At 69.6% G+C, this 15,622-nt stretch carries 14 protein-coding genes; 4 read left to right on the top strand and 10 right to left on the bottom strand.

All coding sequences use genetic code 11. The features are described from left to right. Positions 1-77: 77 nt before the first annotated feature. Positions 78-1,328 carry a DUF885 domain-containing protein gene (locus ACSHWB_RS18475; protein ID WP_439663248.1) on the top strand — a complete coding sequence of 417 codons (1,251 nt, stop codon included), beginning with the start codon at positions 78-80 and terminating at the stop codon, positions 1,326-1,328. A 388-nt stretch (positions 1,329-1,716) separates the two neighbouring features. Continuing rightward, positions 1,717-3,021, top strand: a complete 1,305-nt coding sequence (locus ACSHWB_RS18470; RefSeq protein ID WP_402910872.1) for a PhoH family protein — start codon at positions 1,717-1,719, stop codon at positions 3,019-3,021. A gap of 53 nt (positions 3,022-3,074) precedes the next feature. Here ACSHWB_RS18470 and ACSHWB_RS18465 read toward each other — a convergent pair whose 3' ends face one another. From ACSHWB_RS18465 to ACSHWB_RS18445, 5 genes are read right to left on the bottom strand one after another with little or no spacing between them, the layout of a single operon-like run. Continuing rightward, positions 3,075-3,845 (bottom strand): ABC transporter permease, encoded by a 771-nt coding sequence (locus ACSHWB_RS18465; RefSeq protein WP_439663247.1) that lies wholly within the window; start codon positions 3,843-3,845, stop codon positions 3,075-3,077. After that, entirely contained in the window at positions 3,842-4,795 is a 954-nt protein-coding gene (locus ACSHWB_RS18460) for an ATP-binding cassette domain-containing protein (RefSeq protein ID WP_439663246.1), read from the bottom strand. Before ACSHWB_RS18460 ends, ACSHWB_RS18465 begins: the two co-directional genes overlap by 4 nt. A gap of 4 nt (positions 4,796-4,799) precedes the next feature. Beyond that, positions 4,800-6,239 (bottom strand): GuaB1 family IMP dehydrogenase-related protein, encoded by a 1,440-nt coding sequence (locus ACSHWB_RS18455; protein WP_439663245.1) that lies wholly within the window; start codon positions 6,237-6,239, stop codon positions 4,800-4,802. A gap of 25 nt (positions 6,240-6,264) precedes the next feature. Further along, complete coding sequence (locus ACSHWB_RS18450; protein WP_439663244.1) at positions 6,265-7,548, bottom strand: GNAT family N-acetyltransferase; 1,284 nt, start codon at positions 7,546-7,548, stop codon at positions 6,265-6,267. A 9-nt stretch (positions 7,549-7,557) separates the two neighbouring features. Then, positions 7,558-9,096: an ATP-dependent DNA ligase gene (locus ACSHWB_RS18445; RefSeq protein ID WP_439663243.1), complete on the bottom strand. Its 1,539-nt coding sequence runs from the start codon at positions 9,094-9,096 to the stop codon at positions 7,558-7,560. A 91-nt stretch (positions 9,097-9,187) separates the two neighbouring features. On the opposite strand from ACSHWB_RS18445, the gene ACSHWB_RS18440 reads away from it, so the two are divergent. Next, positions 9,188-9,313 carry a hypothetical protein gene (locus tag ACSHWB_RS18440; RefSeq protein WP_439663242.1) on the top strand — a complete coding sequence of 42 codons (126 nt, stop codon included), beginning with the start codon at positions 9,188-9,190 and terminating at the stop codon, positions 9,311-9,313. Here ACSHWB_RS18440 and ACSHWB_RS18435 read toward each other — a convergent pair. Continuing rightward, entirely contained in the window at positions 9,310-10,662 is a 1,353-nt protein-coding gene (locus ACSHWB_RS18435; protein ID WP_439663241.1) for a PLP-dependent aminotransferase family protein, read from the bottom strand. The genes ACSHWB_RS18440 and ACSHWB_RS18435 overlap by 4 nt on opposite strands. 47 nt (positions 10,663-10,709) lie before the next feature. On the opposite strand from ACSHWB_RS18435, the gene ACSHWB_RS18430 reads away from it, so the two are divergent. Next, positions 10,710-11,684, top strand: a complete 975-nt coding sequence (locus ACSHWB_RS18430; RefSeq protein ID WP_439663240.1) for a DMT family transporter — start codon at positions 10,710-10,712, stop codon at positions 11,682-11,684. Positions 11,685-11,690: 6 nt separating this feature from the next. Here ACSHWB_RS18430 and ACSHWB_RS18425 read toward each other — a convergent pair whose 3' ends face one another. From ACSHWB_RS18425 to ACSHWB_RS18410, 4 genes are read right to left on the bottom strand one after another with little or no spacing between them, the layout of a single operon-like run. Further along, positions 11,691-12,224 (bottom strand): hypothetical protein, encoded by a 534-nt coding sequence (locus tag ACSHWB_RS18425; RefSeq protein ID WP_439663239.1) that lies wholly within the window; start codon positions 12,222-12,224, stop codon positions 11,691-11,693. Then, positions 12,221-13,024: a hypothetical protein gene (locus tag ACSHWB_RS18420; RefSeq protein ID WP_439663238.1), complete on the bottom strand. Its 804-nt coding sequence runs from the start codon at positions 13,022-13,024 to the stop codon at positions 12,221-12,223. The genes ACSHWB_RS18425 and ACSHWB_RS18420 overlap by 4 nt, the downstream gene beginning before the upstream one ends. A gap of 10 nt (positions 13,025-13,034) precedes the next feature. Beyond that, a complete protein-coding gene (locus tag ACSHWB_RS18415; protein ID WP_439663237.1) occupies positions 13,035-13,589 on the bottom strand; it encodes a hypothetical protein in 555 nt (184 codons plus the stop codon). Positions 13,590-13,641: 52 nt separating this feature from the next. Then, complete coding sequence (locus ACSHWB_RS18410; RefSeq protein WP_439663236.1) at positions 13,642-15,618, bottom strand: thioredoxin domain-containing protein; 1,977 nt, start codon at positions 15,616-15,618, stop codon at positions 13,642-13,644. Positions 15,619-15,622: the final 4 nt, after the last annotated feature.

Genomic DNA, 15,622 nt, shown 5'->3' with positions numbered 1-15,622 from the left:
CCCCGATCAGGTGGTCGTCGATTCACGATTCGGTCGCGAGTAAGACGCTGTGGTAGACGCTCTACGCTCTCCGACTCATGGACGCCAACGAGCTGGTGCGCGGATATCTGGTGCTGGGGCTGCGGCTCGGGCGCCTGGTGTCCGGGTTCGTCGACTCGTTCACCGGCGACCCGGCACTGAGCCGCGCCGTCGACAACGAGCCGCGCCTGCACCCCAGGGCACTGGGGGACCACGCGCGGCTGCTGCGCGCGGAGGTTCCCGGCAGCGACCTCACCGAGCAGCGCAAACAGTTCCTCGACGCGCACCTGAGGGCGCTGGAGTGCACCGCGCGCAAGCTCGACGGCGAGCGCATCTCGTTCGTCGACGAGGTCCAGCAGTACTTCCAGGTCCGCATCCGTCCCGGTGACGAGGACGCGTACGCGCAGGCCCACCGCAACCTCGCCGCGGTGCTCGAGGGGCCGGGCTCGCTCGCCGACCGGCTCACGGCCTTCCGAACCGCCGACGAGGTGCCCGCACGCAGGCTCCAGGGCGTCGTACAGGCCCTGTCGAGCGCCCTGAGGGACCGGGTGCGCCAGAAGTACGCGCTGCCCGAGCAGGAGATCGTGGAGTACCGGGTCGTCACGAACAAGCCGTGGAGCGGCTTCAACTACTACCTCGGCGGCTACCGCAGCCGGGTCGCGGTCAACGCCGACCTCGGCCACCGCATGTCGAACCTGCCGCACCTGGTCGCGCACGAGTCCTACCCGGGCCACCACACCGAGCACTGCCGCAAGGAGGCCGGCCTGGTCGCCAAGCGCGGCCACGCGGAGCAGTCGATCTTCCTGATCAACACGCCGCAGTGCCTGATGGCGGAGGGCATGGCGGACCTCGGCCTGCACGCCGCGGTCGGGCCCGGCTGGGGCGTGTGGACGGAGCGGATCCTCGGCGACCTCGGGTTGCGAATGGACGGCGAACTGTCCGAAAAGGTCGAGTCGGCGGCATCGGGCCTGCTCACGGTCCGGCAGGACGCCGCTCTGCTGCTACACGATCGGGGTGCGGATCAGGATGACGTGGTTGCGTATCTGCGCAGGTGGCTGCTAGTCCCCGACCGTCGCGCACGGCAAATGGTCCGCTTTTTGGCCGATCCGCTGTGGCGCGCGTACACCACGACATACGTCGAAGGAGTGCGTCTCGTAAGGGCCTGGCTCGACGTCCGCGCACCCGGCGAAACGCTCGACTCCCGCTATCTGAGGCTTCTCGACGAGCCTCTCGTGCCGAAATCACTCGAATCCCAGGTCAGGGACGGCTTGTCGTGGCTGGCGCGCAACACCCACGAGAACAGCATCTGACCAGCGGAAACACGCTTGTGGTCACGTTTCGGGATGTTTGCGGGCAGATGACGAATTCGGATTCACCTGTGTGGCTTCGTGCAGATGGGGCACTTCCGCAGGTAACTTCAAAAGCGGCGGGACGCGACCACTGCGGACCGCGCAGGGAGGCTCTGATCGTGGCAGACAACGTCGCGAGGGGGCCGGCACCCGGCCCTCGTGGTCGACCTGCCTGACGCCACACCGGCGGAGGGCAAGACGATCAATCAGGGTGGTGCCTGGCCCAGCGAGGAGCGGACGCGGGTGCCGCGTTCGTGAGGGAGTTGCCGTGAACGCACGACGTCCCGCGAGCCGTTCCTCAGGCTCATCGCGCAGTTCTTCCTCCCGGCGCAAGTCCGCCGCCCCAGCCATCACGACATATGTGCTGGACACGTCGGTACTGCTGTCCGATCCTCTCGCCGCCACCCGTTTCGCGGAGCACGAGGTCGTGCTCCCGCTCGTGGTGATCAGCGAGCTGGAGGGCAAGCGCCACCACCCCGAACTGGGCTGGTTCGCGAGGGAAGCCCTGCGCCTCCTCGACGACCTGCGCTTGCGGCATGGTCGCCTCGATTCGCCGATCCCCATCGGGGATCTGGGAGGCACCTTGCACGTCGAGCTCAACCACTCCGACCCGGAGGTGTTGCCATCAGGTTTCCGAACGGACTCCAACGACGCCCGAATCCTCGCGTGCTCCCTCAACCTCGCTGCTGAGGGGCGCAACGTCACCCTGGTGACGAAGGACATGCCGCTGCGGGTCAAGGCCGGATCGGTCGGCCTGCAGGCGGAGGAGTACCGGGCGCACGACGTGACCCTGTCAGGCTGGACGGGAATGTCCGATCTGGACGTTCCACAGTCCCTGGTGGACAGCCTGTTCAAGGAGAACGTCGTCGACCCCACCCAGTTCGAGGACCTGGAGCACATCGCGGAACTGCCCTGCCACACCGGGATCCGGTTGCTGGCGGGCACCTCGAGCGCTCTGGGCCGGGTGACCGCGGACAAGCAGATCAAGCTGGTGCGCGGAGATCGGGAGGCGTTCGGACTGCACGGGAGGTCCGCCGAACAGCGGATCGCACTGGATCTGCTGCTGGACTCCGAGGTCGGCATCGTCTCGCTGGGCGGACGTGCGGGCACCGGCAAGTCGGCACTGGCGCTGTGCGCCGGTCTCGAAGCCGTGATGGAGCGCAGGCAGCACCGCAAGGTCGTGGTGTTCCGGCCGCTGTACGCGGTCGGTGGCCAGGAGCTCGGTTACCTGCCGGGTAGCGAGAGCGAGAAGATGGGGCCGTGGGCGCAGGCGGTGTTCGACACCCTCGGCGCGCTGGTGAGCCAGGCGGTCGTGGAAGAGGTGATGGACCGCGGGATGCTCGAGGTCCTGCCCCTCACCCACATCCGCGGCCGCTCGCTGCACGACTCCTTCGTGATCGTGGACGAGGCGCAGTCGTTGGAGCGCAACGTGTTGCTGACCGTGCTGTCGCGTCTGGGCAGCAACTCGCGGGTGGTGCTGACGCACGACGTGGCGCAGCGCGACAACCTGCGGGTCGGCCGGCACGACGGCGTGGCGGCGGTGATCGAGAAGCTGAAGGGCCACCCGCTCTTCGCTCACGTCACGCTGACGCGCTCGGAGCGTTCGCCGATCGCGGCCCTCGTCACCGAGATGCTGGAGGACTACGCCTCATAGCAGTGCCGTGAACGAGAACGGCCCCGCGCAGTCGTTGCGCGGGGCCGTTCTCTTTAGTCCAGGGCCCGTTTCATGAAGCCGCGCAGGCCGAGCCCGCCGAAGCCCGCGATGGCCACGACGAGGACCAGCAGCACGATCGGCAACGGGATGTGCGGCACGTCCGGCACCAACTCCGCGCGCATGCCCTCGCTCACGTACGTCAGCGGGTTCAGCGCGCAGACCACCTTGAACCACAGCAGGTCGTCGCTGAGCGACCGCCACGGGAACTGCGCGGAGCCCGTGAACAGGATCGGCGTGAGGATCACCGCGAACATCACGTTGACCCGGCGCGCGGGCACCGAGGTGCCGATGACGAGCCCGACACTGCCGCCGGCGAGGCATCCCAGGATGATCACCAGCAACGCACCGGGAATCCCCGACCATGCCCACGACACGTCGAGCATCACGAAACCGACGGGCACCATCAGCACGGCCGCGAAGAACCCGCGGACCGCGCCGAACACGATCTTCTCGACCGCGACCAGCGGGATCGAGATCGGCGCGAGCAGCCGGTCCTCGATCTCGCGCGTCCACGAGAAGTCCAGAACCAACGGCAGCGTGGTGTTCTGCAGCGCGCCCAGGAACCCGTTCATCGCGATGATGCCCGGTAACAGCACCTGCGCGAAGTCGCCCTGCACGTACCCGATGTCCCCCAGCACCTTCGCGAAGATGAAGAGGATGAAGAACGGCTGGATGATCACCTGCGCGAGGAAGCTCGGCAGCTCGCGGCCCGTGACGAAGACGTCGCGCCACAGGATCGCCCGGAACGTCCTGAGTTGGCTCACCGAAGCTCCCTGCCGGTCAGGTGGATGAAGACGTCTTCCAGGCTGGGCTTGCCGATCGCGACGTCGCTGACCGTGACGTCGAGGTCCCGCAGGACGTTCAGCACGGCGGGCAGCGTGATCGCGGTGTCGGCGTCGGTGAAGACGCGGTACATGCCGTTCAGTTCCTCCACGCGCTGCACGCCGTCCACTTCGGACAGAGCCTGGGTGATCTTGGCGATGTCGTGGCCGTTGGGGCTCACCGTGACGCTGACGGTGTTGCTGCCGGGCAGGGTCTTCGTGAGCTCGTCCGGCGCGTCCAGCGTCAGCAGCTTGCCGTGGTCGACGATGCCGACCCGGTCGCACAGCTTCGTGGCCTCGTCCATGTCGTGCGTGGTGAGGACGACCGTGACGCCGTCCGCGTGCAGTGCGGCGATGCGCTCGTGGACGAAGAGCCGGGCCTGCGGGTCGAGGCCGGTGCTCGGTTCGTCGAGGAACAGCACCTTGGGGCGGTGCATCAGCGCACGGGCGATCATCAGCCGTTGCGCCTGACCGCCGGACAACGTGTCGACGAGCGCGTTCTGATGGTCCTTGAGGCCCATCCGCTCGATGATGTCGTCGGCGAGCTTCGCGCGTTCCTTCGGACCGATGCCGTGGTAGGCCGCGTGGAACAACAGGTTCTGGCGCGCATTGAGCGACCGGTCGAGGTTGTTGCGTTGCGGCACGACGGCGAGCAACTGCCGCGCACGCTTGGAGTCGGCCACGACGTCGACGCCCTCCACGAGCGCCTGCCCCGAGGTGGGGCGGACGCGCGTGGTGAGGACACCGACCGTGGTCGTCTTGCCCGCGCCGTTGGGCCCGAGCAATCCGAAGACCTCACCCCGGTGGACCTCGAAACTCAATCCGTCCACCGCGGGTTTTTGCCCCGTTTTATAGACTTTGCGGAGATCTCTTACCGAGACCGCTTCGTCCACTTTCTCACCATCCCCCTGGCAACGGCCTTCCTTCCGCGAATCCAGCGGCGGACTGGATGCCGAGCACAGCCTTGTCGTGGAATTCCTCCAGAGAGTTCGCACCGGCATACGTGCAGGCCGAGCGAACGCCGGACGTTATCGCATCGAGCAGGTCCTCCACGCTCGGGCGCACCGGGTCCAACCGCATCTTCGACGTGGAGATGCCCTCTTCGAACAGCCCCTTCTTGGCCCTCTCGAACGCGTTGTCTCCCCGCGTCCGCGCCGTCACGGCACGCTTCGACGCCATTCCGAAGGATTCTTTGTAGAGGTTCCCGCGCTCGTCGCGCTGCAGGTCCCCCGGCGACTCGTACGTCCCCGCGAACCAGCTGCCGACCATCACGCTGCTGGCCCCTGCCGCCAACGCCAGCGCCACGTCGCGCGGATGCCGCACACCACCGTCGGCCCACACGTGCTTGCCGAGCTTGCGCGCCTCCGCGGCGCACTCGGCCACGGCGCTGAACTGCGGCCGCCCGACGCCGGTCATCATCCGCGTGGTGCACATGGCGCCGGGCCCGACACCGACCTTGATGATGTCGGCGCCGGCCGCGACCAGGTCCCGCACGCCCTCCGCGGTGACGACGTTGCCCGCCGCCACCGGCACGTCCGGGTTCGCCTCCTTCACGGCCTTCAGCGCCGCGATCATCTTCTCCTGGTGCCCGTGGGCGGTGTCGACGACGAGCACGTCCACCCCGGCCTTGATCAACGCCTCGGCCTTGGCCCGCACGTCCCCGTTGACCCCGACGGCCGCCGCTACCCGCAGCCTCCCCTCGTCGTCCGTGGCCGGCTGGTAGACCTCGGCCCGCAGCGCCGTCAGCTCGGTCAGCACACCCCTGAGCCGCAGCGAGTCGTCCACTCCCAGCGCGATCTTGTGCGCGCTGTGGTGCAGCTCGTCGAACACGTCCTGGGGCCGCGAGTCGAGCGACAGCTTCAGCACGTCGGTGTTCATGACGTCGCCGAGCCGCGCGAACCGGTCGACCCCGGTGAGCGCCGCCTCGTCCACGACACCTAGGGGCCGCCCACCGTCGTCCACGACGACGACCGCCCCGTGCGCCCGCTTGTGCAACAGGTTCCACGCGTCCGCCACCGCGTCACCCGTGGTGAGCGTCAACGGCGTGTCCCACACGGGATGCCGTTCCTTGACCCACGCGATGATCTCCGCGACGGCCTCCGTGGGCACGTCCTGCGGGATGACGACGAGCCCGCCGCGCCGCGCGATGGTCTCCGCCATCCGCCGCCCGGCCACGGCCGTCATGTTCGCGACGACGATCGGGATCGTGGCCCCGGTGCCGTCCGAAGTGGAGAGGTCGACGCCGAACCGGGACTCCACGGCACTGCGGCCGGGAACGAGGAACACGTCGTCGTAGGTCAGGTCGTAAGAGGGTCGATGCCCTTCGATGAACCGCACGTGCTTCCACGATACCCGCAGCGTCTCACTTGGGCAGGGGGCTCGGCTCCCAGACGTAACCGGTGGTCGTGGTCACCACCACGAACCCGAGGCGTTCGAGGATCGGCCGGCTGTCCTCCGACGCGTCGACCTGCAGGTACTTGATGCCGCGTTCGAGCGCGACGCGCGCCCGGTGCGCCACGAGCGCGCGGTAGATGCCCTTGCCCCGCCACTGCTCCAGCGTGCCGCCACCCCAGAGCCCGCCGAACTCCGTGCCCGGCACGATCTCCAGCCGCGCCGACGACACGACCTGACCACCGGCCTCCGCGACCACGACGACCGTGTTCGGGTCGTCCTTCTTCTCCAGCAGGTAGTCGACGAGCCAGGAGCTGTTCCTGCCGAACACCTCCGTGGCGGTGGTGGCCAGCCGATGCAGGTCGGCCTCCTCCTTGGTCTCGCGCAGGACGATGCCGTCCCCGAGGTGGACCGGCCCGGCCATCTCCTCGGCGAGCCCGACGAGCACGGTCTCGCGGCCCTCGGAGACGAACCCGGCCGCCTCCAGCCGTTGCGGCAGGTCAGCGGGCTTGTCGTGGCCCCAGGTCTTCCACTCGACGGCCTGTCCGCGGGCGGCGAAGTAGTCGCGCTGGCGTGCGATCACCGCGTCGAGCTCGGCGCCGTCGACGCGGAGGTCCGGCGGGCCCGAGACGAAACCGCGGCGGTGGTCCCAGGCGACCCGGAACACCTCCGAGTCCTGCACGGCGCCGGGATACGCCTCCCACTCGGCGGAGCGGGCCTGGGTGTCGAATGCGCTGAGCAGCGCGGATGCGTCGGTCACTGGCTTGACGCTATTGCCGGGCGCTGACGGCCGCACTCGATTTTCGAACCAGAACCGCCCCAGCGCGAGCACGCTGACCGGCCACTTCTCGGTGAGGACGCGGTGCAGGACGGGGTGCTCGGAACCGGTGATGCGGGGCAGCCACTCGCCTGGTTCCCCGGCGAACGTCACCGGGGCGCCGTAGACCTCCGGCCAGGGCTCGACCACGTTGAGCAGGACGCCCTGGGCCGTCGCTCCACTCCAGTCCCCTGCTTCGAGCTCCGCGGCGAGCTCGCCTCCGTCGCCGAAGTCGTGCACGACCCAGACCTCGATCCGCACCGATTCTCCGGTGTCGAGGCTGATCGGCAGGACGACGCGGACCGTCTTGCCGAAGTCCTGCACGGCGAGGACCCGTCCGTCGTACCAGCTCAGCGTCGCGCCGCGGTCCAACTCCGTCCACTGCGCGAAGTCGTCCGGCTCGACGTAAGCGCGCCCGAGCTCCTGGTTCTCCCCCACACCGCCAACCTAGCGGCCGTCAGCCCTGGGATTCGGTTGTGCGGCAGGCAGAAGCGCCCTCACCTCCTCGATCGTCGTGGCCTCCGACGGGTCCTTGTCCGGGCGGTAGCGCACGACGCGGGCGAACCGCAGCGCGACGCCACCGGGATAGCGCGGCGAGACCTGCACGCCGTCCAGCTCGATCTCGATCACCAGCTCCGGGCGGACCATGACCACCCAGTCGTTCTGCTCGGCCGCGATCTCCTGCAGGGCCTTGGTCTGCCACTTCAGCAGCTCGTCGGTGAGGCCCTTGAAGGTCTTGCCGACCATCACGGGCGGGCCGCCGTCCGGGTCGCGGGCGCCCAGGTGCAGGTTCGACAGCCAGCCGCGGCGGCGGCCGCTGCCCCACTCGACGCCGAGCACGACCAGGTCGAGCGTGTGCACCGGCTTCACCTTCTGCCAGGCGCTGCCGCGGCGGCCTGCCGCGTAGGGCGAGGCCAGCGACTTCACCATCACGCCCTCGTGGCCGGCGGACAGCGACGCCGTGACGACGTTCGCCGCCTCCTCCGGTGACGGGTCCAGCACACCGGGGATGACCTGCTCGCCCGCCACCTGCCGCAGTGCGGCGAGGCGGTCGCGCAACGGCTCGTCGAGCAGGTCCTTGCCGTCGAGGTGCAGGCAGTCGAAGAAGTACGGGTGCAGCAGCAGCTCGCGTTCGTCCTGCGCGCCGAACCTGCTCATCGTCTCCTGGAACGGGCGCGGTCTCCCCTCGTCGGTCAGCGCCAGCGTCTCGCCGTCGAGCACCACCGACGTGCACGGCAGGCCCCGTACGAGCTCGACGAGCTCCGGCACCGTCTTGGTGATCTCGCGCAACGTGCGCGTGTAGACGTGGACCTCGTCGCCGGAGCGGTGCACCTGGATGCGCGCACCGTCGAGCTTGTGCTCCACCACGACGCTGCCGAGCTCGGCCAGCGCCTCGTCCAGCGACTCCGCCGGTGAGGCCAGCATGGGCCGCAGGGGCCGGCCGACCTCCAGCCGGAACGCCTCCAGCACCGGGGCGCCGCCCTCCAGCGCGGCCACCGCGGTCTCCGGTAACCGGCCGGACAGCATGAACGCGCGCCGCACGGTCTCGCCCGGCACGTCCGCCGCGGAGGCGATCGCGTCCAGCATCACGCCCTCCAGCGCGCCCTGACGGAGCTCGCCGGTGAGCAACCGGCGTAAGAAATCCTGCTCCGCCTCCGTCGAACGCCCGAACAGCGCCGTCAGCAGGTCGACCCGGCGCTGCGCCGAGCCCTTGCCGGACGTCGCGGCCACCTCGGCGAGCGCCGCGTCGACCTCGGCGATGGTCAGTTCGGCGCCGGCGACCGGAGGCACCGACAGATCGATCACGGTGCGCCAGCCTGCGCCGATGCGTCCCTGCCGCGGTGTGCCGATGAGGAACGACACCACCGCGACCACTACGTCCGCCGTCGCCGCGCGCAGCAACGCGGACAGCGCCTTGACCTTGGCCAGGCGCGACCGGGTCGCCGCCACCGCGGCTGACGTGTCGACCACTTCGGAGAGAAGCACAGGTCTCATGGTGCACCCGAGCACTGACAATTTCTGGAGGCGCGGACTAGGCTGACAGGGTCAACCGTTCTACCTGGGGGTTTACCGCGCCATGCGTGTTCTCATCGCTGCCGCTCTGCTGTTCGTCGCCGTCGCGGCACTGTCCGGTCCCGACACCGGCGACCGCGAGCACATCCTCGGCGCCGACACGAGCGCCAAGCGCGAGCACATCCTCTAAGCGACGGCGACGTCCGCGATCTCCCTGACCGCCTCACGCAGGCGGTCAGGGGTGAGCGACGCGTACCCGAGCACCAGACCGGGCCACATGGGCGTGCGCGTGTACTGCGCCAACGCCCAGACGTTCACGCCACGCTCCGCGAGCCTGCTCTTCAACGCGAGGTCGTCCGTCCCGTCCGGCATGCGCAGCACGACGTGCAACCCAGCCGCGACGCCGATGGGCTGCCATGCGGGCAGATGCTCCGCAACGGCTTCCAACAGCGCGTCACGCCTCTTCCGGTAGAGCGCGCGCGTACGGCGCAGATGCCGGTCATAGCCGCCCGTCCGCAACAGGTGCGCGAGCGCGGCCTGTGGGATCGTGGCGGTGCCCATGTCGTTGTACTGCTTGTGTCGCACGATGCCTTCGCGCAGGCGTTCCGGCACCACGAGCCATCCGAGCCGCAACGCCGGCGCCAGCACCTTGCTCGTCGTCCCCTGGTACACCACGTGTTCGGGTGCGAGCGCCTGCAACGCGCTCAACGCCGGCCGGTCGTAGCGGTGCTCGGCGTCGTAGTCGTCCTCGATGATCAACGCGTCCCGCTCGCGCGCCCAGTCGACGAGCGCCCGCCGCCGTTCCGGATGCAGCACCACGCCCAGCGGGAACTGGTGTGCCGCAGTGACCAGCACCGCTTTGCAGTCCGTTTTGGACAGCAGGTCGACCCGGATTCCCTTGTCGTCCACGGCAACCGGCACGGTGTTGAGCCCGTGCGACTGCAACAGGTGCTCGCCGCCGAAGTGGCTGGGTTCCTCGATCGCGATGCTGCCGTTCAGGATCCGGGCGGTGAGCTGCAACCCGTCCGCCGCGCCGTTGGTGATCACCGCGTCCTTGGTGACGACCGCGCGGACGCGGGACAGGTAGTCGACGATCTCCTTGCGCAGTCCCACAAAACCGGCCGGGTCGGGGTAGGCGAGGTCGTCGTCGGGGAGATCGGCGAGCGCCGCCCGATGCGCCGCCACCCACTCGGCGCGGGGGAAGGCACCCAGCGCGGGCAGGCCGGGCCGCAGGTTGTACCGCCACCGCTGCGGCGGCTCCGGCACACCGCACGCGCCGGCCGGTCCGAGGCTCGCGACCGTCGTCCCCGACCCGCGCCGCGTGGTGAGGTAACCCTCCGCCACGAGCTGCGTGTACGCCGACGTGACGGTCCCGCGCGCCACCTCCAGCTGCGCGGCCAGGTCCCGGCTCGACGGCAGCCGCGTGCCCGGCAGCAGCCGCCCGTCCCGGATCGCCCGGCGCAGCTCGACCTCCACGCCACGGCGCCGCTGATGCCCGGGCAACAGCAGCTCGCGAAAAGTGGTCCAGTTCGTGGCCATTGAAGTGGAGCTTAAACCTGGACCAGTCCGGCGCAAGGCTCTGAGGCATGAAACTCGGGGTGGCCGCGGGAGCGACAGCGGCAACGATCGTCGGCGCGTCGGTGCCGATCACGGGCATGCTCGAGGGCTACCCGGTCCTGACAGGACAGGCCATGCGCTACGCCCTCGGCGCGGCCGTGTTGCTGCTGGTGGCACGCCGTCTGCCCATGCCTTCGTGGCGTGACATCCCGCCGTTGCTCGGCGTGGTCATCACCGGCATGCTCGGCTTCAACGCCGTGCTCATCGCCGCTCAGCAGTACGCGGAACCGGGCTTCGTCGCCGCCGTCATGGGTGGCGCGCCCATCGCACTGGCACTGCTCTCCCGCCAACGAACCGCATCCGCCGTTGTCGGCGCTGTGGTGGTGGCGGCAGGCATCGTGCTGTTGTCCGGCGGCGGCTCGTGGCACGGTCCCGGCCTTGCGCTGGCATTGGTCACGATGGCCGGTGAGGTCTGTTTCACCTTGTTCGCCGTGGGAGTCGTACGGCGCCTTGGTGTGCTCGGCGTGGCCACGTGGACGTGCATCCTGGCGACGGTGATCGGCGCCGTGCTCGGCACGTTCGTCGGCGGCTGGCAGATGCCGAACGCACGGCAGGGCTTCTCCCTCGCATTGCTGGCCGTGGTGGTGACCGCGCTGGCCTTCGGACTCTGGTACTTCGCCGTGAACCGTCTGGGGTCCGACCGCGCGGGCGTGCTCATCGGGTTGATGCCGGTGTCGGGCCTGGCGACCTCTGTGTTGTTGGGCGCGCAGGAGCTCACGCTCGTGTCCGTCGCCGGCGTCACCACGGTCGCGCTCGGGTGCGTCATCGGGCTTCGGCGAGGTACGCAGGAGCCAACGGCCGCACTCGAACCACACGCAGCACACGACGCGAACGCCGCGCACGAACCAACGGGCACCCACCACACACACGACTCGGGCCGGGTACCCCCAAAATCAACAATAGCGAACGGGTCTGACACTCCTGCTGAAGTCGTTGCGCCGTAACGATCTTCAGGAGTTGCCGACCACCACGGCCATCTGCCGGACGATCCCCCGCGACTCGCCCGGCTCGGCCAGGACCTGCTCGAAGATCTCCCGCTGCGCCGCCGTGAACCGCCCCCGCTCCAGCAATGCGACAGCAAGGCTGTGCACGTCGATGTCCGCAGAGGCGCCCTTCGAGTACCAGACCCACACGGCGTGAAGGGCGGCCTCGTGCGGTGCGCCGTACCAGTGCGAAGGCCGGCTCGGGTTCACCGCCGACGGGTGCGGCACGCGGTAGCCCAGCCGCTTCGCGTGCCGGCGGAGCACGGCGTAGGCGCGGAGTTCGGCCTGCCAGGCGGTGTAGCTGGCGGTCAGCAGTTCCATCGCCCTCGGCAACGCGGCCGGGTCATGGTTGAAGTCCCCCGCCACGAACCGGAGAAAGCTGAACGACGCCTCGTAGCCGATCGGGTGGTAGTGCCCCAGACACCTGGCGAAGGCGTTGACGCGACTCCCCAGCGGCAGCGACGTGTCGAGGACTTTCCTTGCGTAGCCCGCAAAACTCACGAGGTAACCTTCGCGAGCCAGGAGGCTGCCTCGTCGGCGGGCAGCACGCGGGTGATGTCGACGAGCGGCGTCATCATCGGGTAGACGCGGCCCGCGTTCCACGACCGCTGGTACGGCGGCGGGTCGAGCACGACGACGCGGCGGCCCTCGAACACCGGGATGTCCGACGGGCGGCCCTCGTTCCAGATCGTGTCGCCGAACGCGTCGGAGAGCTGGAACTGGCCGCGGATCCCGCCCTCGGGTTCGAGGTCCGGGCCCACCGACGCCGCCTCCACCCACGAGTCCAGCGGCGGTTCGCCCGGCACGTGCTCGGGAACAAGGCGGTACGCGAGCAGCGTGTGGAGCTGGAAGTTGTCGCCGAGGCCGCCGATCGTCACCTCGAAACCGTTGCCACTGGGGCGATGCAGCACCAGCAGCGGTTCGAGGTCCACGACCATCAGCAGGCCGTAGAGCCACGAATCGGTTGGTACGGCGGCAAGAAGGCGCTCGCGGTGCGGCAGACCGGCGCGGACGTCCTCGTCCTGGAGAGGCAACAGAAGTGCGCGCTCCCAGGCTTCGCCTTCGCCGCGTTCGTAGGCTTCCACGACGCGCAGGACCAACGGTTCCAACGCGTCGCACGCGCCGATGTAGAAGAGCAGGTTGCCGAGCAGTTCGTTGACTTGGACGTCCGGCGACGAGGACAGCACCAGGGCCGCCGCCGACATCTCGTCGGGCTCACGGCCCTGGGCCTCGTCCACGAACTTCTCGAACGCGCCCGGCTCGTCCCGGACGACCGCTTCCGCGGCCGAAATCAGATCCACGCCGGGCAGATTAGGCCAGATCCGGCCCCTGCGAGCGGAGATCGTCGACCTTCGACATGGCGTCACGCAGTTCGTCGAGCCATGTGTCCGCGTGTTCTCCGACCAGGCGCACGGCCCATGCCAGTGCGTCTGCGCGTGAGCGGGCCACGCCGGCGGCTACCAGCGTGTCGAGCACCTGGCGTTCTGGCTGACGCAGGCGCGTCATGACCGGCACGGCCAGGTGCGTGAACAGTTCGCGCGTGCCGCCCTGCACGGCACCCCAGGCGACCTTGCGGCCGTAGCGGTGCTCGGCCTGCCGGGCGATCTCGATCCGTTCCTCACGGGTGTCCTCACGCCAGCGCGCGATGCGGCCCGACTCGGCCGCGGCGCGCGAGGCGTCGTCGAACTCGCCCTCGAGCGCGGGCAGCGTGCCCACGACCGTGATCTCCTCGCGGTCGATGATCACCTCGGGGGCGCCGGCGAACCAGCCGTCCGGGAGCCTTCCCGCGAACCACGCCGCCGCGTCGTCGGCCGGGGGCAGGTCAGCCTGCTGCCACCCGCCTCGTCCTCGCCATCCACGTCCCACTTCGACCACCTCTGATTACATGATTACGTTGTAACCGACGTTACGCCTGCAATCACGTGGTGGTGTTCGCCGTCAGCGAAGTGACCAGCGCTTCTGCCGAAACGACGGGCCTGTCGCACACGTAGCCACGGCACACGTACGCCGCAGGGCCGTCGTCGACCAACGGCCGGTCTTCCAGCAACGGCGCGGATGAAGGCTCACCGGCCACGACGACGCCGCCTCCGGGCACATGAGCGACCGCTGCGGCCCACAGCGACGCGCGTCGTGAGTCGTCCGCACCCACCACGGCCACCTGCAACGGGCCGGCCACCAGTGCTTCGGCGACGGTCAGCCAGTGGCCCGCGAACCGCGGCGCCCGCGCGGCCAGCAGACCGGCCCGCGTGACGGCCTCCGAGGCGGCCGTGAAGTACAGCGAGGAACGGTCGGCGCCCGACAGCAACGATGCCGTCGCCAAGGCTGAGGCCAGCGAAGACGCACCGGAGGGAGACGCGTTGTCGGTCGAGTCGGCAGGACGCCGAACGAGAGCCTCGGCGTCGTCGGCCGTGTCGTAGTAGGCACCGGGCGAGCCGGGGACGGCGAAGCGCGCGAGAGCCGTGTCCAGCAGCCCGCACGCCAGGTCGAGCCACCGGATCGAGCCGGTGACCTGGTGCAACGCCAGCAGTCCGTCGGCGACGCAGCCGTAGTCCTCCAGCACGCCGAACGACGGGCCCGCCGCGCCGTCCCGCGAGGTCCGCAGCAGCCTGCCCTCGACCAGGTGCACCGTGGCCAGCAACGACGCCGCGTCCGACGCCGCCGCGATCCACGACGGCTCACCGAAGAACGCGCCCGCCTCGGCCAGCGCGGCGATCGCCATGCCGTTCCAGGAGGCGACCACCTTGTCGTCACGGCCCGGTTGCGGCCGCGCGGCACGCACCGCCAGCAACGCGGACCGCACCTCCTCCCCCGGCTCCGACACGAACCGCAACGTCGACCTGCCGTCCTCGAAGTTCGGCTCGGAGGTCACGCCGAACGCAGCCGCCGCGTCGCCCAGTTCCTCGAACGACCACACGTAGGTCAGGCCCTCGACGCCCTCGGTGTCCGCGTCCAGCGAGGCCGCGAACCCGCCCTCGGCCGTGCGCAGATCGCGCAGCAGGAACGAAGCCGTGTCCCGCGCGACCCGTTCGTAGCGCTCAGACCCCGTCACCCGCGTCAGGTGCGTGTAGAAGCGGAGCAGCAAAGCGTTGTCGTACAACATCTTCTCGAAGTGCGGCACCACCCACGACGCGTCGACGCTGTAGCGCGCGAACCCGCCGCCGAGCTGGTCGTACAGGCCGCCGTTGGCCATCGCGTCGGCCGTCGCGGTCGCCATCGAGACGGCTTCGAGCGAGCCGGTGCGTTCGTGGTGGCGCAGCAGGAACTCCAGCGCCATCGACGGCGGGAACTTCGGCGCACCACCGAATCCGCCGTTGCGCCGGTCGAACTCGCCCAGCAGCGAGACCACCGCGCCCGCCAGCGCATCCGAGTCCACAGCGGACGGAGGCAGCGGCGCGGCGTGCCGCGAGATCTCCTCCACCACGGCGGAGGCGGACTCCAGGATCTCGCCGGGCCGCGCGGCCCACGTCGCCGACACGGCCTCGATGACCTGCGTGAACGACGGCATGCCCGGCCGCGGCGACGGCGGGTAGTAGGTGCCCGCGTGGAACGGCCGTGAGTCCGGCGTGAGGAACACCGTCATCGGCCACCCGCCGTGGCCGGTCATGGCCTGCGTGACCTCCATGTACACGGCGTCGACGTCCGGACGTTCCTCGCGATCCACCTTCACCGACACGAAGTTCGCGTTCAGGAACGCGGCCACGTCAGCGTCCTCGAACGACTCGTGCGCCATCACGTGACACCAGTGGCAGGCCGCGTAACCGACGGACAGCAGCACCGGCACGTTGCGCCGTCGTGCCTCCTCGAACGCCTCCGCTGACCAGGGCCACCAGTCGACCGGGTTGTCCGCGTGCTGCAGCAGGTAGGGGCTGGTCGCGTCCGCAAGTCGGTTCGCCATGCCT

It is taken from the genome of Lentzea sp. HUAS TT2 (assembly GCF_051853195.1).
In the GTDB taxonomy this organism is placed as follows: Bacteria; Actinomycetota; Actinomycetes; order Mycobacteriales; family Pseudonocardiaceae; genus Lentzea.
Note: the sequence above shows the minus strand (reverse complement) of the source record. Positions and strands in the feature narration are given on the sequence as shown.